General features: G+C 61.0%; 22 protein-coding genes. 14 read left to right on the top strand and 8 right to left on the bottom strand.

Translation table 11 applies throughout. The features are described 5' to 3' along the window. Window positions 1-7: 7 nt before the first annotated feature. Together BS629_RS35760 and fba are read left to right on the top strand one after the other, a co-directional pair. The gene (locus BS629_RS35760; protein ID WP_026188701.1) at window positions 8-856 is read left to right on the top strand and encodes a sugar phosphate isomerase/epimerase family protein; all 849 of its coding nucleotides are present in this window, start codon (window positions 8-10) and stop codon (window positions 854-856) included. Between the two features lie 348 nt (window positions 857-1204). Beyond that, complete coding sequence (gene fba, locus BS629_RS35755; RefSeq protein WP_018245682.1) at window positions 1205-2269, top strand: class II fructose-bisphosphate aldolase; 1065 nt, start codon at window positions 1205-1207, stop codon at window positions 2267-2269. 7 nt (window positions 2270-2276) lie between these two features. On the opposite strand, the gene BS629_RS35750 is transcribed toward fba, so the two are convergent. The 7 genes from BS629_RS35750 to BS629_RS35720 form a co-directional block, all read right to left on the bottom strand. After that, window positions 2277-4019: a glycerol-3-phosphate dehydrogenase/oxidase gene (locus BS629_RS35750; RefSeq protein WP_026188700.1), complete on the bottom strand. Its 1743-nt coding sequence runs from the start codon at window positions 4017-4019 to the stop codon at window positions 2277-2279. 43 nt (window positions 4020-4062) lie between these two features. Then, window positions 4063-5592 carry an FGGY-family carbohydrate kinase gene (locus BS629_RS35745; RefSeq protein ID WP_018245680.1) on the bottom strand — a complete coding sequence of 510 codons (1530 nt, stop codon included), beginning with the start codon at window positions 5590-5592 and terminating at the stop codon, window positions 4063-4065. 37 nt (window positions 5593-5629) lie between these two features. Beyond that, window positions 5630-6472 carry a DeoR/GlpR family DNA-binding transcription regulator gene (locus BS629_RS35740; protein WP_018245679.1) on the bottom strand — a complete coding sequence of 281 codons (843 nt, stop codon included), beginning with the start codon at window positions 6470-6472 and terminating at the stop codon, window positions 5630-5632. Window positions 6473-6622: 150 nt separating this feature from the next. Further along, complete coding sequence (locus BS629_RS35735) at window positions 6623-7570, bottom strand: D-ribose ABC transporter substrate-binding protein (protein WP_003550839.1); 948 nt, start codon at window positions 7568-7570, stop codon at window positions 6623-6625. 111 nt (window positions 7571-7681) lie between these two features. Next, window positions 7682-8734: an ABC transporter permease gene (locus BS629_RS35730; protein ID WP_018245678.1), complete on the bottom strand. Its 1053-nt coding sequence runs from the start codon at window positions 8732-8734 to the stop codon at window positions 7682-7684. Window positions 8735-8756: 22 nt separating this feature from the next. Further along, a complete protein-coding gene (locus BS629_RS35725; RefSeq protein WP_018245677.1) occupies window positions 8757-10301 on the bottom strand; it encodes a sugar ABC transporter ATP-binding protein in 1545 nt (514 codons plus the stop codon). Beyond that, complete coding sequence (locus BS629_RS35720; protein ID WP_026188699.1) at window positions 10298-10954, bottom strand: DUF2291 domain-containing protein; 657 nt, start codon at window positions 10952-10954, stop codon at window positions 10298-10300. Before BS629_RS35720 ends, BS629_RS35725 begins: the two co-directional genes overlap by 4 nt. A gap of 49 nt (window positions 10955-11003) precedes the next feature. Here BS629_RS35720 and BS629_RS35715 point away from each other — a divergent pair, with 49 nt between their 5' ends. From BS629_RS35715 to BS629_RS35665, 12 genes are all read left to right on the top strand, one after another. Then, on the top strand, window positions 11004-11207 hold the full coding sequence (locus BS629_RS35715) for a hypothetical protein (RefSeq protein WP_245268274.1): 204 nt from the start codon (window positions 11004-11006) through the stop codon (window positions 11205-11207). Window positions 11208-11391: 184 nt separating this feature from the next. Further along, window positions 11392-11739: a hypothetical protein gene (locus BS629_RS39430; protein ID WP_184328247.1), complete on the top strand. Its 348-nt coding sequence runs from the start codon at window positions 11392-11394 to the stop codon at window positions 11737-11739. Then, window positions 11736-13310 carry an FGGY-family carbohydrate kinase gene (locus BS629_RS35710; protein ID WP_018444791.1) on the top strand — a complete coding sequence of 525 codons (1575 nt, stop codon included), beginning with the start codon at window positions 11736-11738 and terminating at the stop codon, window positions 13308-13310. Before BS629_RS39430 ends, BS629_RS35710 begins: the two co-directional genes overlap by 4 nt. A 32-nt stretch (window positions 13311-13342) precedes the next feature. Next, entirely contained in the window at window positions 13343-14854 is a 1512-nt protein-coding gene (locus tag BS629_RS35705) for a glycerol-3-phosphate dehydrogenase (RefSeq protein ID WP_026188698.1), read from the top strand. A gap of 11 nt (window positions 14855-14865) precedes the next feature. Beyond that, complete coding sequence (locus tag BS629_RS35700) at window positions 14866-15798, top strand: TIM barrel protein (RefSeq protein WP_018245672.1); 933 nt, start codon at window positions 14866-14868, stop codon at window positions 15796-15798. 70 nt (window positions 15799-15868) lie between these two features. Further along, window positions 15869-16804, top strand: a complete 936-nt coding sequence (locus BS629_RS35695) for a sugar-binding transcriptional regulator (protein ID WP_018245671.1) — start codon at window positions 15869-15871, stop codon at window positions 16802-16804. A gap of 99 nt (window positions 16805-16903) precedes the next feature. Then, window positions 16904-17680, top strand: a complete 777-nt coding sequence (locus BS629_RS35690) for a DeoR/GlpR family DNA-binding transcription regulator (protein WP_018245670.1) — start codon at window positions 16904-16906, stop codon at window positions 17678-17680. Then, window positions 17677-18447 carry a triose-phosphate isomerase gene (locus BS629_RS35685; RefSeq protein ID WP_018245669.1) on the top strand — a complete coding sequence of 257 codons (771 nt, stop codon included), beginning with the start codon at window positions 17677-17679 and terminating at the stop codon, window positions 18445-18447. The genes BS629_RS35690 and BS629_RS35685 overlap by 4 nt, the downstream gene beginning before the upstream one ends. A gap of 11 nt (window positions 18448-18458) precedes the next feature. Then, on the top strand, window positions 18459-18914 hold the full coding sequence (gene derI, locus BS629_RS35680) for a D-erythrulose-4-phosphate isomerase (RefSeq protein ID WP_003562478.1): 456 nt from the start codon (window positions 18459-18461) through the stop codon (window positions 18912-18914). A 279-nt stretch (window positions 18915-19193) separates the two neighbouring features. Continuing rightward, window positions 19194-20252 (top strand): non-homologous end-joining DNA ligase, encoded by a 1059-nt coding sequence (ligD, locus tag BS629_RS35675; protein ID WP_026188697.1) that lies wholly within the window; start codon window positions 19194-19196, stop codon window positions 20250-20252. Between the two features lie 241 nt (window positions 20253-20493). Next, window positions 20494-20727, top strand: coding sequence for a BrnA antitoxin family protein (locus BS629_RS35670; protein WP_018245667.1), 234 nt, complete (start codon window positions 20494-20496; stop codon window positions 20725-20727). A 225-nt stretch (window positions 20728-20952) separates the two neighbouring features. Next, window positions 20953-21348 carry a hypothetical protein gene (locus BS629_RS35665; RefSeq protein ID WP_032981510.1) on the top strand — a complete coding sequence of 132 codons (396 nt, stop codon included), beginning with the start codon at window positions 20953-20955 and terminating at the stop codon, window positions 21346-21348. 73 nt (window positions 21349-21421) lie between these two features. On the opposite strand, the gene BS629_RS35660 is transcribed toward BS629_RS35665, so the two are convergent. Then, the gene (locus BS629_RS35660; protein ID WP_018444785.1) at window positions 21422-22321 is read right to left on the bottom strand and encodes a carbohydrate ABC transporter permease; all 900 of its coding nucleotides are present in this window, start codon (window positions 22319-22321) and stop codon (window positions 21422-21424) included. Window positions 22322-22325: the final 4 nt, after the last annotated feature.

Here is a 22325-nt window from a genome sequence, read left to right as displayed (position 1 = left end):
TACGATCATGGAAGGTTTCGGCGTTCACACCAGCATGTGGACCATGAACTGGGATCGCGCAGGTGCCGAAAAGGCGATTGCCGGAGCCGTGCACTACAAGATGGATTTCATCGAGATCGCGCTGCTGAACGCGCCTGCCGTCGATGCCAAACATACCCGCGCCCTGCTTGAAAAGAATAAGCTGCGCGCCGTCTGCTCGCTCGGCCTGCCGGAACATGCCTGGGCCTCGGTCCGCCCGGATGCCGCAATCGAGCACCTGAAGGTTGCGATCGAAAAGACTGCAGAAATGAACGCCGAGGCCCTGTCCGGCGTCATCTTCGGCGGCATCGGCGAGCGCACCGGCGTGCCACCGACGCAGGGCGAATACGACAACATCGCCAAGGTGCTCGACGTAGCGGCAAAGCATGCTAGGAAGCACGGCATCCAGCTCGGCGTCGAGGCCGTGAACCGCTATGAGAACCACCTGATCAACTCGGCGCAGCAGGCCGTCGAGATGGTGGAGCGCGTCGGCGCGGATAACATCTTCGTTCACCTCGACACCTACCACATGAATATCGAGGAAAAGGGTGCGGCAAATGGCATCCTGATCGCCCGCGATCACCTGAAGTACATCCATCTTTCGGAAAGCGACCGCGGCACACCGGGCTACGGCAACATCCCGTGGGATGCGATCTATGCCGCGCTCGCCGCAATCGGCTTCAAGGGCGGGCTTGCGATGGAAAGCTTCATCAACATGCCGCCTGAGGTCGCCTATGGCCTGGCCGTCTGGCGCCCCGTTGCACGCGATATGGAAGAGGTCATGGACAAGGGCCTGCCGTTCCTGCGCAATAAGGCGGAACAATACGGTCTCATCTGACCCGGTTTGCCGGATATTCCGAATTCCCCTGTTGGCCGACTGCCATCAACGACAAGCCATAACCGCAGCGGCCGCACGGGTGTCTGGCTGAAGAGTTCTTGCCATCGCCGGCAAGGGGCGTGACGCCCGTCTCTTCAGCACAGGCACCGAATTTCATTCGGCTCGTGCATGCGAAATGACTCTTGAGAAATATCATACTGTTTGTGATATTGTTATTGATGCTTGTTACTTTCCTCCCCCTATGCCATTTTGCCTGTTAAAATAAGGCGCTTGAACGGCCCGCGCCCGGGCTCTAGTTTCAAAGAGATGGCGGCGTTTCGATCGACCATCGATATGGGGGAATCTTGGATGGCACGCATTACGCTGAGGCAACTGCTCGACCATGCTGCGGAGGAAGGCTACGGCGTTCCCGCTTTCAACATCAACAACATGGAGCAGGCGCTCGCCATCATGGAGGCCGCGGATGCGTGCCAGGCGCCGGTTATCATGCAGGCGTCGCGCGGAGCCCGCGCCTATGCCAATGACATCATGCTGAAGCACATGATGGATGCCGTCGTTGAAATCTATCCGCATATTCCAGTCTGCGTGCATCTCGATCACGGCAACGATCCCTCCAACTGCATGACGGCGATCCAGGCGGGCTTCACCTCGGTAATGATGGATGGTTCACTGAAGGCGGACGCCAAGACGCCCGCCGACTGGGCCTATAATGTCGGCGTCACCAAGATGGTGACTGACATGGCGCATTTCGGCGGCATCTCAGTGGAAGGCGAACTCGGTGTTCTCGGTTCTCTCGAGACCGGCATGGGCGAGGCCGAGGACGGCCACGGCGCCGAGGGCAAGCTTTCGCATGACCAGCTGCTGACCGACCCGGACGAAGCGGTGAAGTTCGTGCGCGAAACCAAGGTCGATGCGCTCGCCATCGCGATGGGCACATCGCATGGCGCCTACAAGTTCACCCGCAAGCCGGACGGTTCGGTACTGGCGATGAACGTCATCGAAGAAATTCACCGCAAGCTTCCGAACACACATCTCGTCATGCATGGCTCGTCCTCGGTCCCGATCGAACTGCAGGAGATCATCAACAAGTATGGCGGCCAGATGAAACCGACATGGGGAGTGCCGGTCGAGGAAATCCAGCGCGGCATCAAGAACGGCGTGCGCAAGGTCAACATCGACACCGACGGCAGAATGGCGATGACCGGCCAGATCCGCCGCGTGCTGCAGGAAGATCCAAGCGAGTTCGATCCGCGCAAATATCTGAAGCCGGCGATGACGGCGCTGACCAAGCTCTGCAAGGAACGCTTCGAACAGTTCGGCACCGCCGGCATGGCCGGCCGCATCACGCCCCTCCCCGTTTCGGAAATGGCGAAGCGTTACAAGTCCGGTTCCCTCGATCCGGCTTTCTCCTGAAACTGGGTTAGCCCGAGGCCGGGCGCGGTGTCTTTTCCGGCTCGGCGGCAACCTTGCCTGTCAGTGCTTGGCCGTGGAAGCGGCCCAGCTGGCTGACAACGTCCTGGATTTCGCTTGCCGTTCGTTCGGCATTCCAATCGAGCGCTGCCCCGGCAACGCCGGCGATTTCCCGCAGGCCTTCCAGCGTCAACCGGCCCTCGATCGCAAGCGTCGTACGACGCATCACGATGTCCGACAGGTGGACGACGATTTCGTTCCGGGCGATCCAGTCGATCTCGCGGAGACTGTAACGCGGCGCACCCGCCAGGCGCTGCTCGTCGGTATAGCCTGAAGGAGAAGAAAGCAGGGCTGCGGCCGTCGTGCCGTAGCGGGCGAGCAGTTCGTCGGCACGCTCGGCGGCAACGCCGCTGCGTGATGCGGTATCCCTGATCCAGGCGCTACGTTGCTGGGCATCAGCCGGAAAGGCCTTGCCGCCGCCGACCGCCAGATAGCGTGTCGACTGGCTGCGGCTGCGCTGCAGCCGGGAGAGAACGGTGTCGGCGACCTCTTCCGCAAAGCCACGGAACGTCGTCCACTTGCCTCCGACCAGCGAAATGATCGGAAACGGTCTGCCGCTCTCTGGCTCCTTCACCGGCGCGGAGTGATCACGGCTGATTAGCCCCGGTGCTGCCGCATCTGACGCCGGCAGCGGGCGGATACCGCTATAGCTGTAAACGACCTGGTCGCGATCGATGCGGAGCGTCGGCAGCAGCGAGCGGACACTTTCGAGAAAATACTCGGTTTCCGGCTCCTCGCAGCGGACATTGTCCGGATCATCCGCCGGAATGTCGGTCGAACCAACAAGTGCCAGCCCGAGATAGTCGTAGACCAGGCAGATTCGGCCGTCGTCGGCCTCGAAATAGATCATGTGGCCGTTGAGGCTTCGCACCAGCTCGGGATGGTCAAGCAGGATATGGGAACCCTTGGTGCCGCCGATCAGGTGCGATGGGGCACCGAGTAAAGTGTTGACGTGATCGATCCAGGGACCTGCCGCATTGACGACCAGTTTGGGAGCAACGGTGACATCGCGACCATCGGGCTGCCGGAAGGTCAAATGCCCCTCTGAAACGGCAGCCAGTGTCGCGAAATTTGCCGCGAGGCTCCGCGCGTTCGCATCGAGACCATCGCTCACGAGCTCATAGACGAGTCGCTCCGGCCTGCTGATCTTGGCATCGTAATAGATGCCGCCGGCGACGATGGCGGGGGTTACATGCGGCATTTCCTTGCGCGCCTGTTTCTTCAAGATCAGCCGGTGGCGCGGCATGACCTGGTCGCGTGAACCGAAAAAGTCATAGAGCCGAAGCCCGATCTTGATGAGCACGGCTCCACGGCTGCGTGGCGCCGTCTTCGACCCGAAGAGCGTTCTGATCGCTGCCCAGATACCGCGGGTCCAGGAAAAGACCGGAATGAAGGTCGGCAGTGGCTCGACGCAATGCGGCGCGTTCTTGAGCAGGAGGTTGCGCTCAAGCGTCGATTGCGCAACCAGTCCGAACTCACCCGTTTCAAGATATTTCAGGCCGCCGTGAATGAGCCGCGATGGTGCGGCGCTCGTGCCGGAACCAAAGTCGGCCTTGTCGACGATCAGGCAATTGACACCCTGTAGCGAGAGGTCGCGGAACAGGCCGGCGCCGTTGATGCCCGCCCCGATGATCAAAACGTCGATATCGTTCTCGCCGGGATTCGAGAAGCGCTGCTGCAAATCGGGGGTCATGCTCGTCGTCCTAAATTGCCCGCCGCAGCAGGCATTTGTCTTTTCAGTTTGCCGATTGTTCCGGCGCAAGCGCGGCAATCCTAGGCCAAAGGGGGATCATCGCGTCGGCAATGTCGCGGAACACCTGGTAACGCTTTTCATAATCCGCGCTGCGCGCCGCATCCGGCCGGCAAGTCTTTGCGATGGCGGCCGTGTCGCGCGGATCGCTCTGCGGATCGGCGAAGACCCCAGCACCCGACCCGGCACAAAGCGCAGCACCCCAGGCGGCCGCCTCATCCGTCTCGGTTACCGTGACCGGCATGCCAAGCACATCGGCAAACATCTGCACGACGGCAGGGTTGCGCGAGATGCCCCCGGCGAGCCGCGCCTGATCGAAGGCAAAGCCGTCGCGAAGCGCGTCGACATGAATGCGATGATTGAAAGCGATGCCCTCAAGCACGGCGCGCAGCATGTCGCCGCGGTCGTGCCATCCACCGAGCCCGAAGAAGCCGGCGCTGGCCGCCGCGCCATAGGGCGAGCCGAACAGATAGGGATGGAAGAGCGCGGTCGAGGGGCGCTCGAAGGCGGCCTCGATCTCGGGCGCCAGCAGGGCGTGGATCGAGTTGCCTTGCACCTCGCCATTCTTCCGTTCGGCAGCGCAGAGCGTGTCGAGAAACCAGTCGTAGTTCGCTGTCGATGCCGGGGAGATCGACATGCTGTTCCAGATGCCGGGTGCAATCCCGTTGCGGCAGAACCAGCGCCGGTCGACACGCGGTTCCGACGAAAGCGTCTCGTTGATCGAATAGGTCCCAGCAATGACCGCGACAACGCCCTTGGCATAACCCCCTGCCCCGAGCGCCGAGGCCGTGACGTCGTGCAGACCGGCAACGACAGGCGTTCCTTCGGCGAGGCCCGTCAGTTGCGCGGCTTCACGGGTCACGCGTCCGACGATCTGGTCAGAGCGCGAGGCTGGTGGCAAGGCGTGGACGAGATCCTGCAATCCAAACAGCCGCAGGGCGTCCTCACTGTAGTTCTGCGTCTTGACATTGGTGAAGGAGGTGCTGGCTTCGGTGCGGTCCGTACCGATGGTCCCGGTCAGGCAGAACCGCAGCCAGTCCTTGCAGCTGAAGAAATGGCCGATGCGCTTATAGCGCTCAGTCTCGATTTCGCGGATCCAGGCAAGCAATGCCGATGGCGCGGAGACGTGCGGGATCTGCCCCGTCAGTTCGATCGCCAGGTCGGCGACGTCGCTTTTCGTCCACGGGTCGACGATCGCCCCTGCCCGGCTGTCCAGCGAGAGAATGGCCCGGCCGAGCGGCTTCCGGGCGTGATCGAGCAGGTAGATGCCGTCTCCGTGCGCGGTAGCGGCAATGCCCGCTATGTCGCTTGCCGGCCGCCCGCTGAGTGAAATCGCTTCGCGGATGGCATCGGCCGTCGCGTTCCACAATTCATCCATGTCGCGCTCGATATGGCGGGCCTTCGGAATGAACTGCGTCACCCGGCGCCGGGCGGCTGCAAGCGGCGTGCCGTCGACATCGAAGATGACCGCCTTGGTGACTGTCAAACCACTATCGATCCCGAGCAGTGTCGGCATTCCCGTTTACCTCACGAGGGACAACCGGCCCGTGCCGTCAGGAGCGCCCTCCGGCGCCCTTGGCAATGACCACGTTGATATCTCTGGACCGCATGCGGTCGATGTGCACCGGCTGGGTCTTGTCGTCGACGATAACGACGTCGAACTCATCCAGTGCTGCGAAACTGTGGAGTGCACGCCGTTCGAACTTTGTATGATCGGCAAGCAGGATGCGTTTTACGGAACAGTCGAACATGGCGCGCTTGGTATCGACTGTTTCAGGGGACTGGTGCAGCACCGTGCCATCGCTGATCGCCGACATCGAGATGAACGCGACATCTGCCCTGAGTGCCTTGATCTCGTTGATGGTTATGCGACCCATGAAGGCATTGCACCAATTGTAATATTGGCCGCCGAGGGCGAGCAGCGTGACGTCGTGCAGGCCCGTCAGCGCATTCATCAATGTCAGGGAATTGGTAATTGCGGTGACCGGCACCTTCGAAGGCAGGTGCGCCGCCATCTGAAGTACCGTGGTCGAGTCATCGAAAAAGATCGCCTGTCCCGGTTCGACGAATTGCATTGCCGCCTCGGCGATCAGCTTCTTTTCCACCGACTGGCGGTTGGAGCGATAGACGTCGCTGGATTCGATGAGATTGGTCGCCGCCGCCGTGACGATGCCGCGCGTCTTCCTGAAGAGGCCGCGGCTGACGAGCTCATCGACATCGCGGTGAGCCGTCATCAGGCTGATCCCAAAGCGGTCGGTCAGGTCTTCAATCCGCATCGAGCCTTCACCCATCACGGCCTCTGCAATCATGCGGCGGCGCGCGATCTGGCGCGTCTGCCTGCTGTCGCTGGTGAGCTGGTCCAACAGATGGTCGTCCCGGCTGGTCTTCTGTGTCACGGGTCACCCCTGTCGCTGAACTATGGATCCCAGCTTCGTACAGTGATTGCCGCGCCAAGGCAAAAAGGCGAAACGCAACCGGCGGTTGGACCGCAGGCCATCGCTTCCAGCATGAAAATGAGGGCGCTCTTGCGAGCGCCCTTTTACCGTTTACTGCGCCAGAACGAACGGGCCGGTGTACTTGTCGATGTTGTCCTTGGTGATCAACAGGCAATCGAAGAGCTGCTTTTCGCTCTTGGCACCCGTGTTACCCGTCTTGATCAGGTTGTCTGCCTGCTTGACGGCTTCTTCGGAGAAGACGGCAACCGGCTGGAGGACGGTGTATTGGAGTTCGCCCGCCTTGATGGCAGCAACTGCATCCGGAGAACCGTCGAAGCCGCCGACCTTCACATTGGCGAGCTTGCCGGCTTCCTTGAGTGCGGCGATCGCGCCGAGCGCCATTTCGTCATTGCCCGAGATGACGCCGACGATATCCGGGTTGGCCTGCAGCATGGACTGCATCTTGTTGTGGCCCTGGGTGCGGTCCCAGTTGGCAACTTCCTTGGCGACCTTCTTCAGATCCGGATACTGCGAAAGGACAGTCTCGTAGCCATTCGAACGCGTTGCCGCGTTGTTGTCGGACGGCGCGCCGAAGAGTTCGGCATAGTTGCCCTTGTCGCCGATCGCTTCGACCCATTGCTGCGCGCCGAGGGCGGCACCCTGTGCGTTGTTGGAAACAAGCTGCGCCTTGGCTAGGCCTTCCTGGTTGATCTCGGCGTTGACGAGGATGACCGGGATGCCGGCAGCAACGGCCTTCTTGACCGCACCGACGGAACCGTCGGCGTTTGCCGGGTCGAGGATGATCGCCACCGACTTGTTGGTGATCGCCGTATCGATCAGGTTGCTTTCGGTATTGGTGTCACCCTTGTGGGCGTTGACCGAGGCCGTGTAGCCCAGCTTTTCGGCGGTTGCCTTGGCGACATTGCCTTCCGTCAGCCAATAGGGATTCGACGGATCGTTGACGATGATCGTCATCATGCCCGCTGCCCAAGCGGAGCTTGCAAGAAGCGGTGCTACTGCCGCGGCGGCCAGAAGTATGCGCATGCCTTTCTTAAACATAGTCTCTCTCCCATTTGTGAGTTCAGTTATTGCCGGGGATCCGGCAGTGCTTTCCCCAATCGGCTTCGTGGACTCCAGCCTGCCGTCGTGGATAAGTTTCGGTCTCAGCCGTCAGGACGATTTGACCCGGCGGCCGTATTGGATGCTGTTCATGAGGACGGCGAGAACGATCACCGCGCCGGTGAATACCGTCTGCCAGTAGGCCGAGACGCCGATGATCACGAGGCCGTCCGAAAGGAAGCCGATAACGAAGGCGCCGAGCATGGTGCCGCGAACCGTACCGCGGCCGCCGGTCAGCGCCGCGCCGCCGATGACCACGGCTGCGATCGCCGTCAGTTCGTAGGTTGTGCCTGCCGTCGGACCAGCAGAGGTCAACTGCGAAGAGAGGACCAGGCCGGCGATCGCTGCACAGACGCCCGAAAGCACATAGACGATGATCTTCACGCGCTTGACCGGGACGCCGGAGAGGTCGGCGGCACGCTCGTTACCACCTGAGGCGTAGAGCCAGCGGCCGAAGGCAGTGCGGCTCAGCACGATGCCGCAAACGATGGCGAGAACCGCAAGCACGATGACCCCGATCGGAATGCCTGCGAGCCGGTTGAAGCCCAGCCAGTCGAAGCCGGTATTGCCGAGTTCCGGACGGCCGCCGAGATTGTTGTAGGTCAGGCCGTTGGTCATCAGGAGCGCGATACCGCGGGCCACGTAGAGCACGCCCAGCGAGGCGACGAAGGCCGGCACCTTGAGATAAGCGATCAGCACGCCGTTGACCGCACCGACCAGCGCACCGAGCGCACATGTGATGACGACGACGGCCCAGACCGGCGGATAGAGGATGACGCCGAGATAGGTGAGCGTGACCCCCTGCATCAGGAAACCGGCGATGCAGCCTGCAAGCCCGAGTGTCGAGCCGACCGACAGATCGATGCCGCCATTCAGGATGACGAGCAGCATGCCGATCGCCAGAATGCCGAAGATCGCGACATGCGACGCCATGATCAGGAAGTTGTTCAGCGTGAAGTAATAGGGCGACAGGAACGAAAAGACCGCGATGATGACGATCAGCGCGAAGAAGGCCCGGCCTTCCAGGATGAGACGCACGATATTGGTATTGCGCTTCTGCCCGCTGGAAACTGATTTCTTTTCGGTGACGTTCGTGACTGACATAATCAGTGCTCCATAATCCAGGCTAGTGCGCGACCACGGCTTCGCCGGAGGCGGCCATGATCTTTTCCTTGGTGACATCCGAGCCGAACTCGGCCGATATCCTGCCGCGATGCATGACGATGATGCGGTGCGCGATACTCAGGCATTCATTGACTTCGGACGTCGAATAGATGACCGCCAATCCCTGCTTGGCGCGCTCCGCGAGCAACTTGAAAACTTCCGCCTTGGCGCCGATGTCGATGCCGCGGCTTGGCTCATCGAGCAGGATGACCTTTGGCTGGGTTGCCAGCATCTTGCCGATGACGACCTTCTGTTGGTTGCCGCCGGAGAGCGAGCCGATCGAAGCTGAACCGCCATCGGTTTTCACATGCACCCGCCGGATCGCGTCATTGACGAGATCGCGCTCCCGATGGCCGGAGGTGAAAAGCCCTTTGGTGAAGGCGCGGATACTCGCAAGCGACAGATTGGAGCCGACCGTCATCGTCTGGACGAGGCCGTCGCGCTGGCGATCTTCCGGCACAAGCACGAGACCGCTGGCAATGCGCCCGGCGATGCTGAGCCCACTGACGTCCTGTCCTTCGAGCAGAACCTGTCCGCCACTTGCGCGCAGACGTCCGGCAATGCATTCGAGCAGTTCCGTGCGCCCGGCGCCCATCAGCCCGTAGATGCAGACGATCTCACCGGCACGCACCTTGAGAGACAGACGATCGACCGCATTATAGGCAGCGCCGGAGGGGCCGGGGACACTGAGGTTTTCGATGGAAAGCGAGACGTTTCCGAACGGATGACCTTGCGGCGGGCTGCCAAGGTCGAAATTCTCGCCGACCATGTTGCGGACGATCCATTCGAGATCGATATCCTTGCGCTCGGCATAGGCGGTCATGTTTCCGTCGCGCAGAACGACGGCGTGATTGGTGATCTGTAGCGCCTCTTCCAGATGATGCGAGATGTAGACGATCGACACGCCGCGGCTCGTCAGGTCGTGGATGACTTTGAAGAGCACTTCCACCTCCGTCGCGCTCAGCGCCGAGGTCGGCTCGTCCATGATCAGGATGCGCGAATTGATGGAGAGTGCCCGCGCAATTTCGACGATCTGCTGCTGGCCGAGGCGAAGATCCTCGACGCGCGTCTGCGGATCGATGTCTTCCTCGAGCTCTTCCATGAGCGCCCGGGTCTGACGCTCCTCTTCAGCGAAGTCGACGACACCACCCTTGATGATCTCCCGGCCCATGAAAATATTGTCACGGACACTGAGATTGGGGGCGAGGCTGAGCTCCTGATGGATGATGGAGATCCCGCACTCGCGCGCATGGGTCGACGAGCTAAAGCTGATCGGCGAGCCGTCGAGAATGATCTCGCCGGAGCTTGGCTGCGCGACACCCGAAAGGATCTTCATCAACGTCGACTTGCCCGCGCCGTTCTCTCCGAACAGCGTTGTGACCTGGCCGCGATGAATGTCGAAGTTCACTCCCTTGAGGGCGTGAACGCTGCCGTAGGATTTTGCGATGTTGCGCGCTGCGAGGACGACCTCGCCTTTCGCCCCGTTGCTACGTTGCGGCTGGCTCATTTGAGCTCGACCTTCACCGGCGTGACGAGCCAGTTCTTCGGGTTGATGAGCTTGAAGACGCCGACGACGGTCGCCTGCTTTCCGTCCAGGGCGTCAGGATCCATGCCCGCAAAAACCGCCTTCTTCATCTCGTTATTGATGGCCGATCCGGCATCCTGATACTGGATCTGGTTGGTAAACTGGCCGAATTCGATGGTGCCGGTTGCGTCGCGGAGGTCCGTGCCGTTGACCGCAGGGCCGGTCTGGACACGGACCACCGTCTCGGGAGGCAACCCATCGATCTTCATTTCGTTGGTGTTCGACTTGCGGGCGCCGAAAACGCCGGTCAGCGTGACGGGAATGACCGGTCCGGTGCTCGTCGCAGTGCCGTATTTCTCGGCCGCCGCCTTCTTGTCGGCGGCAATGGCGGCCGCGAGATCGGCGGCCGCAGCGGCCCGCTCCTCGACATTTGCCTTGATTTTCGGGAACTGCTCAGCGCCGAAGGTTTCCGGAGAGAACGCCTGCTGGCGGACATCGTTTTCGGAACCGATCTTGACGACCGTCGTATCGAACGCGATCGCTGCAACGACGATGACCGCCAACGCCGCGCTGACAAGGAGCCCGCGATTGCCGCTGCTCGGCTTTGATGCTGCATGATCGGGCGAGGTACTCATGTCCGGACGGCCTTTGGCTTGGAATGGCAAGATGGGGAGGGCTAGCGCGATGATGATCGCAGGCGCGCTGAAGCACTGCGTCGCACCGGAACAGAAACCGGCGGGCCACCCGCAAGAGCGCAACTCTGGACGAAAATTCGCATTGGAAGCCTCCTCAACAAGACCGGCAGATGTCTCCTCCAACCGCCTGGGCCTGCAAATTCTCCATCAGGAAGCGCACTTCCGTGATAGAAGTATGTTACTTATGCCGTAAATGATGTTATATATTTTATAAACTGTCAACGGCACTTTCACGCCAACTCGACTGAAATGCACGACCTCACATCTTGTTCATCGCGCTGCGGTGCAGCAAAAAATGACACGCCTTCACACTTGTCATTCTACCGAATTATGGCGGCATCTCTCTGTTTTTCATGCATAATTGTACAGATCAGGCATTGCGCGCATTACCGTTTTCGATGCTGCACGCCAACAGCTCGGCGGCGCGGAAGCAAGCTCCTTGCTCTTCTATTTTAGTTGAAAAAAATTACATCGCTAGAAAAATCTTACTGGCATTATGGTATCTTTATGGTATCTTTTCGAGTGAAGCTAGGGAGGTTTCGGCTGCGCGCCAGATCTGGGATCTGCCAAAGGCGGCGCGCTTGCCGTTGCCCGTGGAAGGGCCGACGTTGGCAGCCGGATGCATCATCCCAGATGAGTTTAGGGTCGGGAGGACTTCAGATGAATTTGATGCGCGTATTTCCTGCGGCGGTGCTTGCGATGGTGGCGAGATAGGCCTGCGATGACATCGACCCAGACGATCATCATTGGCATAGATGCCGGCACCTCGGTCATCAAGGCTGTCGCCTTCGATCTGTCCGGGCGCCAGATTGCCACAGCCTCCGTTCGCAACAGATACACCACCGGAGACAATGGCTCGGCAACGCAGTCGCTGGATCAGACCTGGCTCGATTGCGCCAGCGCGTTGCGGGGCCTAGGCGAAAAAGTCGCTGATCTTGCATCATGCACCGCAGCCATCGCCGTTACCGGACAGGGCGACGGCACCTGGCTCGTCGGCCACGGCAATATGCCGGTCGCCGATGCCTGGCTGTGGCTCGACGCGCGCGCCGCGCCGACGGTCACGTCGCTTGCCGGCGGAACGCAGAACCGTGCCCGCTTCGAAGCGACAGGCACCGGTCTCAACACTTGCCAACAGGGCGCGCAACTTGCCCATATGGACCGCTTCACGCCGGATCTTCTCGATCGGGCGGAGGCGGCGCTGCACTGCAAGGACTGGCTCTATCTCAACCTCACGGGCGTGCGGGCGACCGATCCATCGGAGGCGAGTTTCACCTTCGGCAATTTCAGAACGCGCCAGTATGATGCCGTGGTGATCGATGCGCTCGGCCTTGACCACAGGCGCGGGCTCCTGCCCGAAATCATCGACGGCAGCGAGATCAGCCACCCGCTGACATCGGGGGCGGCGAAGGCCTGCGGGCTTCTTGCTGGAACGCCGGTCTGCCTCGGCTATGTCGACATGGTGATGACGGCGCTCGGTGCAGGCGTGCGCAGCGACGCTCGCAACGCCGCCTGCTCGACGATCGGCTCGACCGGTGTGCACTTGCGCGCCAAGTCCGTTGCCGACGTTCAGCTCAATCGTGAGGGTACCGGCTATGTGATCGCCCTTCCCATCCCCGGCATCGTCACTCAGGTCCAGACGAATATGGGCGCCACGATCAACATCGACTGGATCCTTGAGGTCGCCGCCTATCTCATGGCCGAGGCAGGTAAGCCTGCTTCGCATGCAGACCTTATTGCGCGCATCGACGGCTGGTTTGCAGAAAGCCGACCGGGGGCGGTGCTTTACCATCCCTATATTTCCGAAGCGGGCGAACGTGGGCCTTTCGTCAACGCCAATGCGCGCGCGGGCTTCACCGGGCTTTCGATGCGTCACGGCTTCCCCGATCTGCTGCGCAGCGTGGTCGAAGGGTTGGGGCTTGCCACCCGCGACTGCTACGCCGCGATGGGCACGATGCCCGAAGAGCTGCGGCTCACGGGCGGGGCCACACGCTCCCTCGCCCTTCGCCGTTCACTCTCGGCCGCCGTTAACGCACCGATCCGCCAGTCGCGCCGCGAGGAGACGGGGGCGGCCGGCGTGGCGATGATGGCCGCGGTGGCTGTCGGCGTCTATTCCAGCATGGACGATTGCATAGCCGACTGGGTGACGCCGCTGCTCGGCGATCCGGAGACACCGGATGCCAACGAGGCCCACCGGTTCGACCGGCTCTTTTCCGCCTATACCGATGTGCGCCAGGCAATGGCGCCCGCCTGGGACAAGCTTGCCGAAGCCGCAACGACGTCGCCGGTGGGCGCGTAATTCTGATGCAGCAGGCATCGAAGGAGCATGACATGACCGAACCCGAACTCCTGGATCTCTTCGTCATCGGCGGCGGCATCAACGGCGCGGGGATAGCACGCGATGCTGCGGGCCGCGGCCTGAAGGTCGTGCTGTGCGAAAAGGACGACCTGGCACAGGGAACTTCGTCGCGTTCGGGCAAGCTGGTGCATGGCGGTCTGCGTTACCTCGAATATTACGAATTCCGTCTGGTGCGTGAGGCGCTGATCGAGCGTGAAGTGCTGCTCAATGCCGCGCCGCATATCATCTGGCCGATGCGCTTCGTCCTGCCGCACAGCCCAGAGGATCGCCCCGCATGGCTCGTGCGGCTCGGCCTCTTCCTCTATGATCATCTCGGCGGCCGCAAGAAGCTGCCCGGGACCCGCACGCTCAACCTGCTCCGCGACCCGGAAGGCACGCCGATCCTCGATCAATACACGCGCGGCTTTGAATATTCCGATTGCTGGGTCGACGACGCCCGCCTCGTGACCTTGAATGCGTTGAGCGCAGCAGAAAACGGCGCTCTGGTGCTGACCCGCTCGCCGGCCGTGTCGGCCCGTCGCGAGAATGGCGGTTGGACCGTGGTCACGAAAAGCAACTCCACGGGAGAGACGCGAACCTTCCGTGCCAAATGTCTGGTGAACTGCGCCGGCCCCTGGGTGATGGACATCATCAATCGCGTCGCCGGCTCGAACTCCGGCCGCAACGTCCGCCTCGTCAAGGGCAGCCACATCATCGTGCCGAAGTTCTGGGCAGGTGCCAATGCCTATCTGGTGCAGAACCACGACAAACGCGTCATTTTCATCAATCCCTACGAGGGCGACAAGGCGCTGATCGGGACGACCGATATCGCTTACGAAGGCCGGGCCGAGGATGTTTCCGCCGACGAGACGGAGATCGAGTATCTGCTCAAGGCGGTCAATCGCTACTTCAAGGAAAAGCTGCGCCGCCACGATGTGCTGCACAGCTTCTCCGGCGTGCGCCCGCTGTTTGACGACGGCAAGGGCAACCCGTCGGCCGTTACCCGCGACTATGTCTTCGATCTCGACGAGACCGGCGGCGCTCCGCTGCTCAACGTCTTCGGCGGCAAGATCACCACATTCCGCGAACTCGCCGAGCGCGGCATGCAGCGGCTGAAGCACATCTTCCCGAACATGGGAGGCGACTGGACGGAGAAAGCGCCGCTGCCGGGCGGCGAAATTCCGAATGCCGACTACGAGAGCTTTGCCAACAGCCTGCGCGATATCTATCCCTGGATGCCGCGCAAGCTCGTGCATCACTACGGCCGTCTCTATGGCGCCCGCGCCAGGAATGTGGTTGCCGGCGCGACAGGCATGGAAGGGCTCGGGCGGCATTTCGGTGGACAGCTCTATGAGGCCGAGGCCCGCTATCTCGTCGCCACGGAATGGGCCGAAACGGCCGAGGACATCCTCTATCGCCGCACCAAACACTATCTCCATCTGAACGAAGCGGAGCGCGTGGCCTTTGGCGAGTGGTTTGCGTCAACCCGCCTTGCTGCCGCCTGAAGGATGCCGCCATGCCGCTGACCCTTTCGCTCAATACCAATCCGCTGGTGAACCGCTTCGCCGACCCAGATGATCTCATCGACACGGTTGCGCATGATTTGCGGATCCGCGACCTCCAACTGACCCACGAGTTCATCAATCCGAGCTGGCAGGCGCCGGTGATCCGCCGCCTGACGCGCACGATGAGCGCTGCGCTGACGCGCACCGGCGTACGGGTCACCTCGGGCATGACAGGCCCCTATGGGCGCCTCAACCATTTCGGACATCCGGATGCCGATGTGCGCCGCTACTACATCGAATGGTTCAAGACCTTTGCCGACATCACCGCCGATCTCGGCGGCCACTCGGTCGGCACGCAATTTGCGATCTTCACCTATAAGGACTTCGACGATCCGGCCAGACGCGAGGAACTGATCAAGATCGCGATCGACTGTTGGGCCGATGTCGCCGAGCATGCGCGCGTCGCAGGCCTCGCCTACATGTTCTGGGAGCCGATGAGCATCGGCCGCGAGTTCGGCGAGACGATCGGCGCCTGCCTGTCACTGCAGGAGCGGCTGACATCCGCCGGAATGGCCATCCCGATGTGGATGATGGCGGATATCGATCATGGCGACATCACCTCCGCCAATCCCGACGACTATGACCCCTACGCCTGGGCGCGGGCCGTCCCGCTGGTATCGCCGATCATCCACATCAAACAGAGCTTGATGGACAAGGGCGGGCACCGGCCCTTCACCGCCGAATTCAACGCCAAGGGCCGCATACAGCCGGCACCTCTGCTGCAGGCGCTGGCCGAAGGTGGGGCGAAGGACAATGAAATCTGCCTGGAACTCTCCTTCAAGGAACGCGAGCCGAACGATCGCCAGGTCATCCCGCAGATCGCCGAAAGTGTCGCCTTCTGGGCGCCGCACATCGACACCGGCGTCGCTGACTTGAACATCTGAGGCGGAGATCTTTAAAAGGCAGCACTGCGATACGGCGGAATCGCCGCATGACCTTCGAAAAGGAGCCGTGATGACGGACGCCGATGATACCCTTGCCGTGCGTGCTGCCTGGCTTCACTATGCCGGTGGCCTGACGCAGTCCGACGTCGCACGCCGCCTCGGCGTGCCGTCGGTAAAGGCCCATCGCCTGATCGCCAGAGCGGTCGCCGATGGCGTCGTCAAAGTTACCATCGACGGGGATATTGTCGAATGCGTCGAGCTGGAAATGCGGCTTTCGGAACGCTTCGGGCTTCAATATTGCGAGGTCGCACCCGATCTCGGCGAGGAAGGCTTGCCGCTCCGCGCACTCGGCCATGCCGGCGCCGGCTATCTCAAGCGCGAGATTGAGCGCGGCGACAATACGGTGATCGGCCTTGGTCATGGCCGCACGCTTTCCGCCGCCGTCCAATATATGCCGAGGGTGAGCGCGAAGAACCTGCGTTTCGTCTCGTTGCTTGGCGGCCTGACACGAAACTACGGCGCCAATCCCTATGACGTGATGCATCGCATCGCCGAAAAGACCGGCGCCCATGCCTATGTCATGCCGGTTCCCTTTTTCGCCAATACCGGCGAGGACCGTGAAGTGCTGAAGGCGCAGCGTGCCGTCAAGGAGGTCTTCGACCTTGCTAATAACGCCGACCTGAAGCTCGTCGGCCTGGGAACTGTCGATGCCGAGGCGCAGCTTGTTTTGTCCGGCATGGTTGAACCCGGTGAAATTGACGACATTGCCGCGGCAGGCGGCGTCGGCGAAATCCTCGGACATTTTTTCGACGCCGATGGCCACATCCTCGATACCGCGCTGACGGCGCGCACGCTCTCTGCGTCTTTCCCCAAGACCAAGAAAGAGCGGCTTGTGGCGCTGGCGGGCGGACAGGCGAAAGTGGCGGCGATCCGGGCAATTCTGAATAGCCGCCGTCTTTTCGGGCTGATCACCGACGAGCGAACCGCGCAGGCTTTATTGAAGTAGCGATCGAAGGCAACAACATTTTATCGCAAAATCACATGATTTATGTTGATAATCACGTATATTCTGTTATCTTAACATCAAACGAGGGTGGAGAGCAGGATGAGGCGGGAAGAGCGGCAGCAGTTGATCGTCAACCTGCTCGTCGAAAACAAGACCGTCGATCTCGACGACCTTGCCGATCGCTTCACCGTGTCAAAAATGACGATCCATCGCGATCTCGACGATCTCGAGCAGGCGGGCGTCCTGCGCAAGGTTCGCGGCGGCGCGACCATTGATGCCGGAACGCAGTTTGAAAGCGACTTCCGCATTCGCGAGCGCCAGGGCAACGAGGCCAAGCTGGCAATGGCTGAGACCGCGCTGGAGCTGGTCGAGCCGGGGATGACGGTGATGGTAAACGACGGCTCGATGGCGGCCGTTCTCGGCGAAATGCTGCTGCAGAAGCGGCCGCTGACGTTGATCACCAACAATGCGGCGATCATGGAGCGGCTGAAAGGCGAAACCGGCATCACCCTGATCGCACTTGGCGGCATCTATTCGGCGAAATTCAACGCCTATCTCGGCGTCGTCACCGAGGAGGCACTGTCGCGGCTGAGGGCCGACATTGCCTTCATTTCAACGCCTGCCGTCAGTGGCAGGCTCGCCTATCACATGGATGACAACGTCGTGCGCGCCAAGCGGGCGATGATCGCGTCATCGACCAGGACCTGTCTTCTGGTCAATCATCAGCGCATCGGCCACACCGCCCTGCATGTCATGGCGGATCTGGCCGATTTCGACGCGATTATCACCGACAGCGCACCGGATGCTGCTGTCCTGGAGGAATTTGAGCAGGCGGGCATTACGCTCACCATTGCATCAACGCAGGATCCGACATGACCGAAAAGCCGCACTTCTGGATTGGCACCAGCTGGAAGATGAACAAGACGCTTGCTGAAGCCGAGCATTTCGCCCGCGGTCTAGAAGCTGCCGATGCCGCGCGCGACCCGCGTATCCAGCGCTTCGTCATTCCGTCTTTCACGGCGGTGCGCGAGGTCAAGGCGATGCTTGCCAAGACCTCGGTGAAGGTCGGCGCTCAGAACATGCATTGGGCCGACCAGGGCGCCTGGACCGGCGAAGTCTCGCCGGTGATGCTGAAGGACTGCAATCTCGATCTCGTCGAGCTCGGCCATTCCGAGCGGCGCGAACATTTTGGAGAGACCGACGAGACTGTGGGTCTGAAGACCGAAGCGGCCGTTCGCCACGGTCTCATCCCGCTGATCTGCATTGGCGAGACGCTTTCCGACCGCGAAAGCGGAAAGGCTGCCGACATCCTCGCGGTCCAGGTGCGCGGCGCGCTTTCGAAACTTTCGGGCGCCCAAAAGGCTGCCGAAATCCTGCTGGCCTACGAGCCGGTCTGGGCGATCGGCGAGAAGGGCATCCCGGCGAGCGCAGATTATGCGGATGCCCGCCAGTCTGAAATCATCGCCGTTGCCGAAGCTGTGCTCGGCCGGAAGATCCCCTGCCTTTATGGCGGGTCGGTCAACCCGCAGAACTGCGAAGAACTGATCTCGAGCCCGCATATCGACGGGCTCTTCATCGGCCGTTCGGCCTGGAATGTCGAAGGCTACCTCGACATTCTGGCCAGATGCGCCGCCAAACTCTGAGGAGAAAGACAATGAAGCTTGCCATTGCAGGAGACAGCGCCGGCGAAGGCCTCGCCAAGGTTCTGGCCGACCATCTGAAGGACCGTTTCGACGTGTACGAAGTCTCGCGCACGAGCGCCGGTGCCGATCCTTTCTACGCCAACCTCTCGGACCGCGTCGCCTCAGGCGTCATCGACGGCACCTACGACAAGGCGATCCTCGTTTGCGGCACCGGCATCGGCGTCTGCATCTCGGCCAACAAGGTTCCGGGTATCCGCGCCGCCCTGACGCACGACACCTATTCTGCCGAGCGTGCAGCACTTTCCAACAATGCGCAGATCATCACCATGGGAGCCCGCGTCATCGGAACCGAGCTGGCAAAGTCGATCGCCGATGCGTTTCTTGCCCAGACCTTCGACGAGAACGGCCGCTCTGCCGGTAACGTCAAGGCCATGGATGATCTCGACGCGAAGTACAGCGCCCGTTGAAGAATGCTGAGGGTGATTGCCGGGCCGGAGCGCGTTCGATGTCACTGAGGCCTTACCGGGACGACCAACGCGACGATTGCTCGGCCAATCCAGATCCGGCAGCGATTTCGGGACTTGGAATACGGGAGGCATCGACGCGTTAAGTCCTTGAATCGAGATTCGTTTCGACTCGGAACAATCAGCCGCGTGATTTGGTTGAGTCGCGTTGTTGCCATCGACGCGAAGAAGAAGCAGATGAAAAAGCCGAGCAGGGCACCCGGGGAGGTGTTAGACCTGATCATGAAGCACCCGCGCCGCCCAATACTGCCCTTGCTTGGCGAGTCACAGTCGAAGCTGCACTCTCGTCCGATCCGCAAGCGCGATCCTGACCAACCCAGTCTGCCGTTCGATCCAATGCCGCTGCGCGTCGAGCCTTGCCTCGCGCTGCTGAAGCCGACCGTGCCTGTGGGGCCGGACTGGCTCTACGAGGTGAAGTGGGACGGCTACCGCTTGGCAATCCACATCGAGCCGAAGGGCGTCCGGGTGATCACCCGCGGCGGGCATGACTGGACCCACCGTTTCCCCATTATTGTCGCGGCAGCAAAAGAGCTTGGGGTAACCACTGCCATCCTCGATGGCGAAGCGGTTGTGCTCGATGATCAGGGCCGGTCGGATTTTGGCGCCCTGCAGCGTTCGCTCGGCGGGCGGGGCGGCAAGCGGGTGTCAACCGAGTCGATCCTCGTCGCCTTCGACCTTCTCTATCTCGACGGGCACGATCTCACTAGCACCGAGCTTGACGTACGCCGGCACCTGCTTGAAGACCTTATACCGGAAGGCGGCGATCAGGCGATCCGCATTTCCGAAGAGCTAGAACTGCCAGCCGAAGACCTTCTCGAGCACGCCTGCCATCGTCATCTGGAAGGCATCGTTGCCAAGCATCGCGACCGCCCCTACCGCAGTGGCCGCACGGGCGACTGGCTGAAAATAAAATGCGTCCAGAGCGAGAGCTTCATGATCGTCGGCTATGAGCAGTCGGCATCCGCCCGTGGTGGCATCGGCAGTCTGCTGCTGGCCGGCAGACAAGGCTTCGACTGGGTTTACCTGGGGTCGGTCGGGACAGGTTTCAGTGCCAGGGATGCTGAAGAGCTGAAAAAGACGCTCGACCGATTGAAGACGAGCCGGCCGGTCATTCCCCTGAAGGGCAAACGCCTCGTCTTCGTGCAGCCAACGCTGATCGCTGAAATCGAGTTTCGCGGCTGGACGGATGATGGCAATCTCCGCCATGCCTCCTACAAGGGGCTGCGCGAGGTTCAGGACAATGCCGCTGTTTTCGACATGAAAGGCATCTTGGGCCGTTGAGGACAAACGATTATCAGCTTTCCCCTTTGAGCGGGAATTCGACCCTAACCGCTGCCTATCATCGCCGACGGATCCGGTCGTCTCTGCGAAGTCGCCGACCGGTCTCTGCCGCCGGCACGCTGGCGATCGAGCCGGTCGGCTAAATCGCCGTTTCGTAAGACAAGATAAATAGTCGACGAAGCAGCCGACATCACGTATGCCGCTCATATGTCGCTCCGACAGGCAATAGAAAGTGACAACGATGACAAATCCGCCCCGCCGACCTGTCAATCCAATGGATGCCGCCGAAGCGCTGTTCAAACCCGCGAAGAAGAAGCTGGAACAAGCTGTCGAGCGGCCGGCGTTGCCGAATACCAAGGAGCTGGTTTCGCTGAAGATCGACAGCGATGTGCTGGCCTTTTTCCAGGAAAATGGCCCTGGCTGGCAGGATCGGATCAATGATGTATTGCGGGCCGCGATGAAGAACAGGGTCTGACCCTGTTGCACCCGAGCCGCGCCGCCGGCCGATGCATGGCCGGCTTCATCTATCCTAATGTATTGCTTTAAGGCAATTCGCCGCCAATCCTAGGCAACTGTTCGAGCCGCGGATAGGCACTCCGCATGCCAGGCATTAGAGCGCTCGCAAGGTGATCGTGTTGATCGACAGGCTGGATTTCCTCGTCTTCTCCGCGCCCATCCATCGCTACGGGTGGTCGCTGTGATGCCGAATGGACTGCACCGGCTTCTCCGCAGCGGCGTTGTCCATGTTCTCTTCGCCTTTTTGGCAATGGGCAGCTGGGCGGTTTTCGCCAATCGCGCGCACGCCATGCCATTGCCGCTCTATGCCGGCCTTGTGCAGGGTGCGATATCCGCCTGCCTGACACTTTGCCTGAAATCTGTGATCGACTGGCTTTCAAAGCGCTTCGTCGGATCGGTACGATTTTGGGCGCCGCCTCTCATTGCTTGTCTCGGCTCAGCCAGCATTCTCGTGGCGATCCATGCGGCGACCGGTACACCGGAAATACTCAAGACCATCGCATTTCCGCTGCTCGTATCGACGAGTTACGCGGCAATTTACAATTATTCGATCTCGGCAAGACGAGGTTTCGATACATGATGGGAACGCCACTGATCCCATTTAAGCTGCGGACACGCCTATCGTTCCTACCGGGCGTGCCCGCGCTAGGCTCTCACTCCTTCACCGCCCCGGTCATCGATGAGACGTAGTAGTCCACGAAGAACGAGTAGAGGATGACCACCGGGAGCGAGCCGAACAGCGCACCTGCCATCAGTGCTCCCCATTCGAAGACATCGCCGCGCACCAATTCGGTCAGCACCCCGACCGGAATGGTTTTGTTTTCCGACGACTGGATGAAAGTCAGCGCATAGATGAATTCGTTCCAGGACAGCGTGAAGGCGAAGATGCCGGCTGAGATCAGCCCTGGCACCGCGAGCGGCAGGATAATCTTGGTGAGAATCTGCCATCTATTGGCGCCATCCACCAGTGCGCTTTCCTCCAGCTCGAATGGGATCGACCGAAAATAGCCCATCAGCAGCCAGGTGCAGAAGGGAATGAGGAAGGTCGGGTAGGTGAAGATCAGCGCCAGCCGCGAGTCGTAGATCCCGAGCTTGAAAACAATGAAGGCAAGCGGGATGAAGAGGATCGACGGCGGCACGAGATAGGCAAGGAAGATCACCAGGCCGACTGAACGCGAGCCGGTGAAGCGCACACGCTCGATGGCATAGGCGCCGAAGACCGAGGCTACCAGCGAGAGAAAGGTGGAGCAGACCGCCACCAGCATCGTGTTCCACAGCCAGCCCGGATAGGACGTCTCGAAGAACAGATATTTGATATGATCGAGCGTTGGCCCGACCACCCAGAAGGGGCTGTAATTGCTATAGTCGGTCAGCTGCTCGTTCGGCTTCACTGCGGTGATCGCCATCCAGTAGAACGGGAAGAGCAGCACGAAGACGAAGACGGCCATCGGCAGGTAGAGCATAACGATCCGCCGCGGCAGCCGGTTCAGATAGCTCATGCCTTCGGCATTGTCGGTCACGACCTGATCGGCGGCGTTTGAATTTATCGACATCATC

The sequence above is a fragment of the Rhizobium leguminosarum bv. viciae USDA 2370 genome, from assembly GCF_002008365.1.
GTDB classification, from domain to species: domain Bacteria; phylum Pseudomonadota; class Alphaproteobacteria; order Rhizobiales; family Rhizobiaceae; genus Rhizobium; species Rhizobium leguminosarum.
Note: the sequence above shows the minus strand (reverse complement) of the source record. Positions and strands in the feature narration are given on the sequence as shown.

Bases quoted from the DNA above. Each gene is read 5' to 3' on its own strand.
- derI (WP_003562478.1), top strand. From the start codon at position 18,459: ATGAAGCTTGCCATTGCAGGAGACAGCGCCGGCGAAGGCCTCGCCAAG.
- BS629_RS35700 (WP_018245672.1), top strand. From the start codon at position 14,866: ATGCCGCTGACCCTTTCGCTCAATACCAATCCGCTGGTGAACCGCTTC.
- BS629_RS35670 (WP_018245667.1), top strand. From the start codon at position 20,494: ATGACAAATCCGCCCCGCCGACCTGTCAATCCAATGGATGCCGCCGAA.
- BS629_RS35690 (WP_018245670.1), top strand. From the start codon at position 16,904: ATGAGGCGGGAAGAGCGGCAGCAGTTGATCGTCAACCTGCTCGTCGAA.
- BS629_RS35685 (WP_018245669.1), top strand. From the start codon at position 17,677: ATGACCGAAAAGCCGCACTTCTGGATTGGCACCAGCTGGAAGATGAAC.
- BS629_RS35695 (WP_018245671.1), top strand. From the start codon at position 15,869: ATGACGGACGCCGATGATACCCTTGCCGTGCGTGCTGCCTGGCTTCAC.
- fba (WP_018245682.1), top strand. From the start codon at position 1,205: ATGGCACGCATTACGCTGAGGCAACTGCTCGACCATGCTGCGGAGGAA.
- BS629_RS35750 (WP_026188700.1), bottom strand. From the start codon at position 4,019: ATGACCCCCGATTTGCAGCAGCGCTTCTCGAATCCCGGCGAGAACGAT.
- BS629_RS35705 (WP_026188698.1), top strand. From the start codon at position 13,343: ATGACCGAACCCGAACTCCTGGATCTCTTCGTCATCGGCGGCGGCATC.
- BS629_RS35715 (WP_245268274.1), top strand. From the start codon at position 11,004: ATGATGATCGCAGGCGCGCTGAAGCACTGCGTCGCACCGGAACAGAAA.
- BS629_RS35660 (WP_018444785.1), bottom strand. From the start codon at position 22,321: ATGTCGATAAATTCAAACGCCGCCGATCAGGTCGTGACCGACAATGCC.
- BS629_RS35760 (WP_026188701.1), top strand. From the start codon at position 8: ATGGAAGGTTTCGGCGTTCACACCAGCATGTGGACCATGAACTGGGAT.
- ligD (WP_026188697.1), top strand. From the start codon at position 19,194: ATGAAGCACCCGCGCCGCCCAATACTGCCCTTGCTTGGCGAGTCACAG.
- BS629_RS35725 (WP_018245677.1), bottom strand. From the start codon at position 10,301: ATGAGCCAGCCGCAACGTAGCAACGGGGCGAAAGGCGAGGTCGTCCTC.
- BS629_RS35735 (WP_003550839.1), bottom strand. From the start codon at position 7,570: ATGTTTAAGAAAGGCATGCGCATACTTCTGGCCGCCGCGGCAGTAGCA.
- BS629_RS35710 (WP_018444791.1), top strand. From the start codon at position 11,736: ATGACATCGACCCAGACGATCATCATTGGCATAGATGCCGGCACCTCG.
- BS629_RS35730 (WP_018245678.1), bottom strand. From the start codon at position 8,734: ATGTCAGTCACGAACGTCACCGAAAAGAAATCAGTTTCCAGCGGGCAG.
- BS629_RS35665 (WP_032981510.1), top strand. From the start codon at position 20,953: ATGCCGAATGGACTGCACCGGCTTCTCCGCAGCGGCGTTGTCCATGTT.
- BS629_RS35720 (WP_026188699.1), bottom strand. From the start codon at position 10,954: ATGAGTACCTCGCCCGATCATGCAGCATCAAAGCCGAGCAGCGGCAAT.
- BS629_RS35745 (WP_018245680.1), bottom strand. From the start codon at position 5,592: ATGCCGACACTGCTCGGGATCGATAGTGGTTTGACAGTCACCAAGGCG.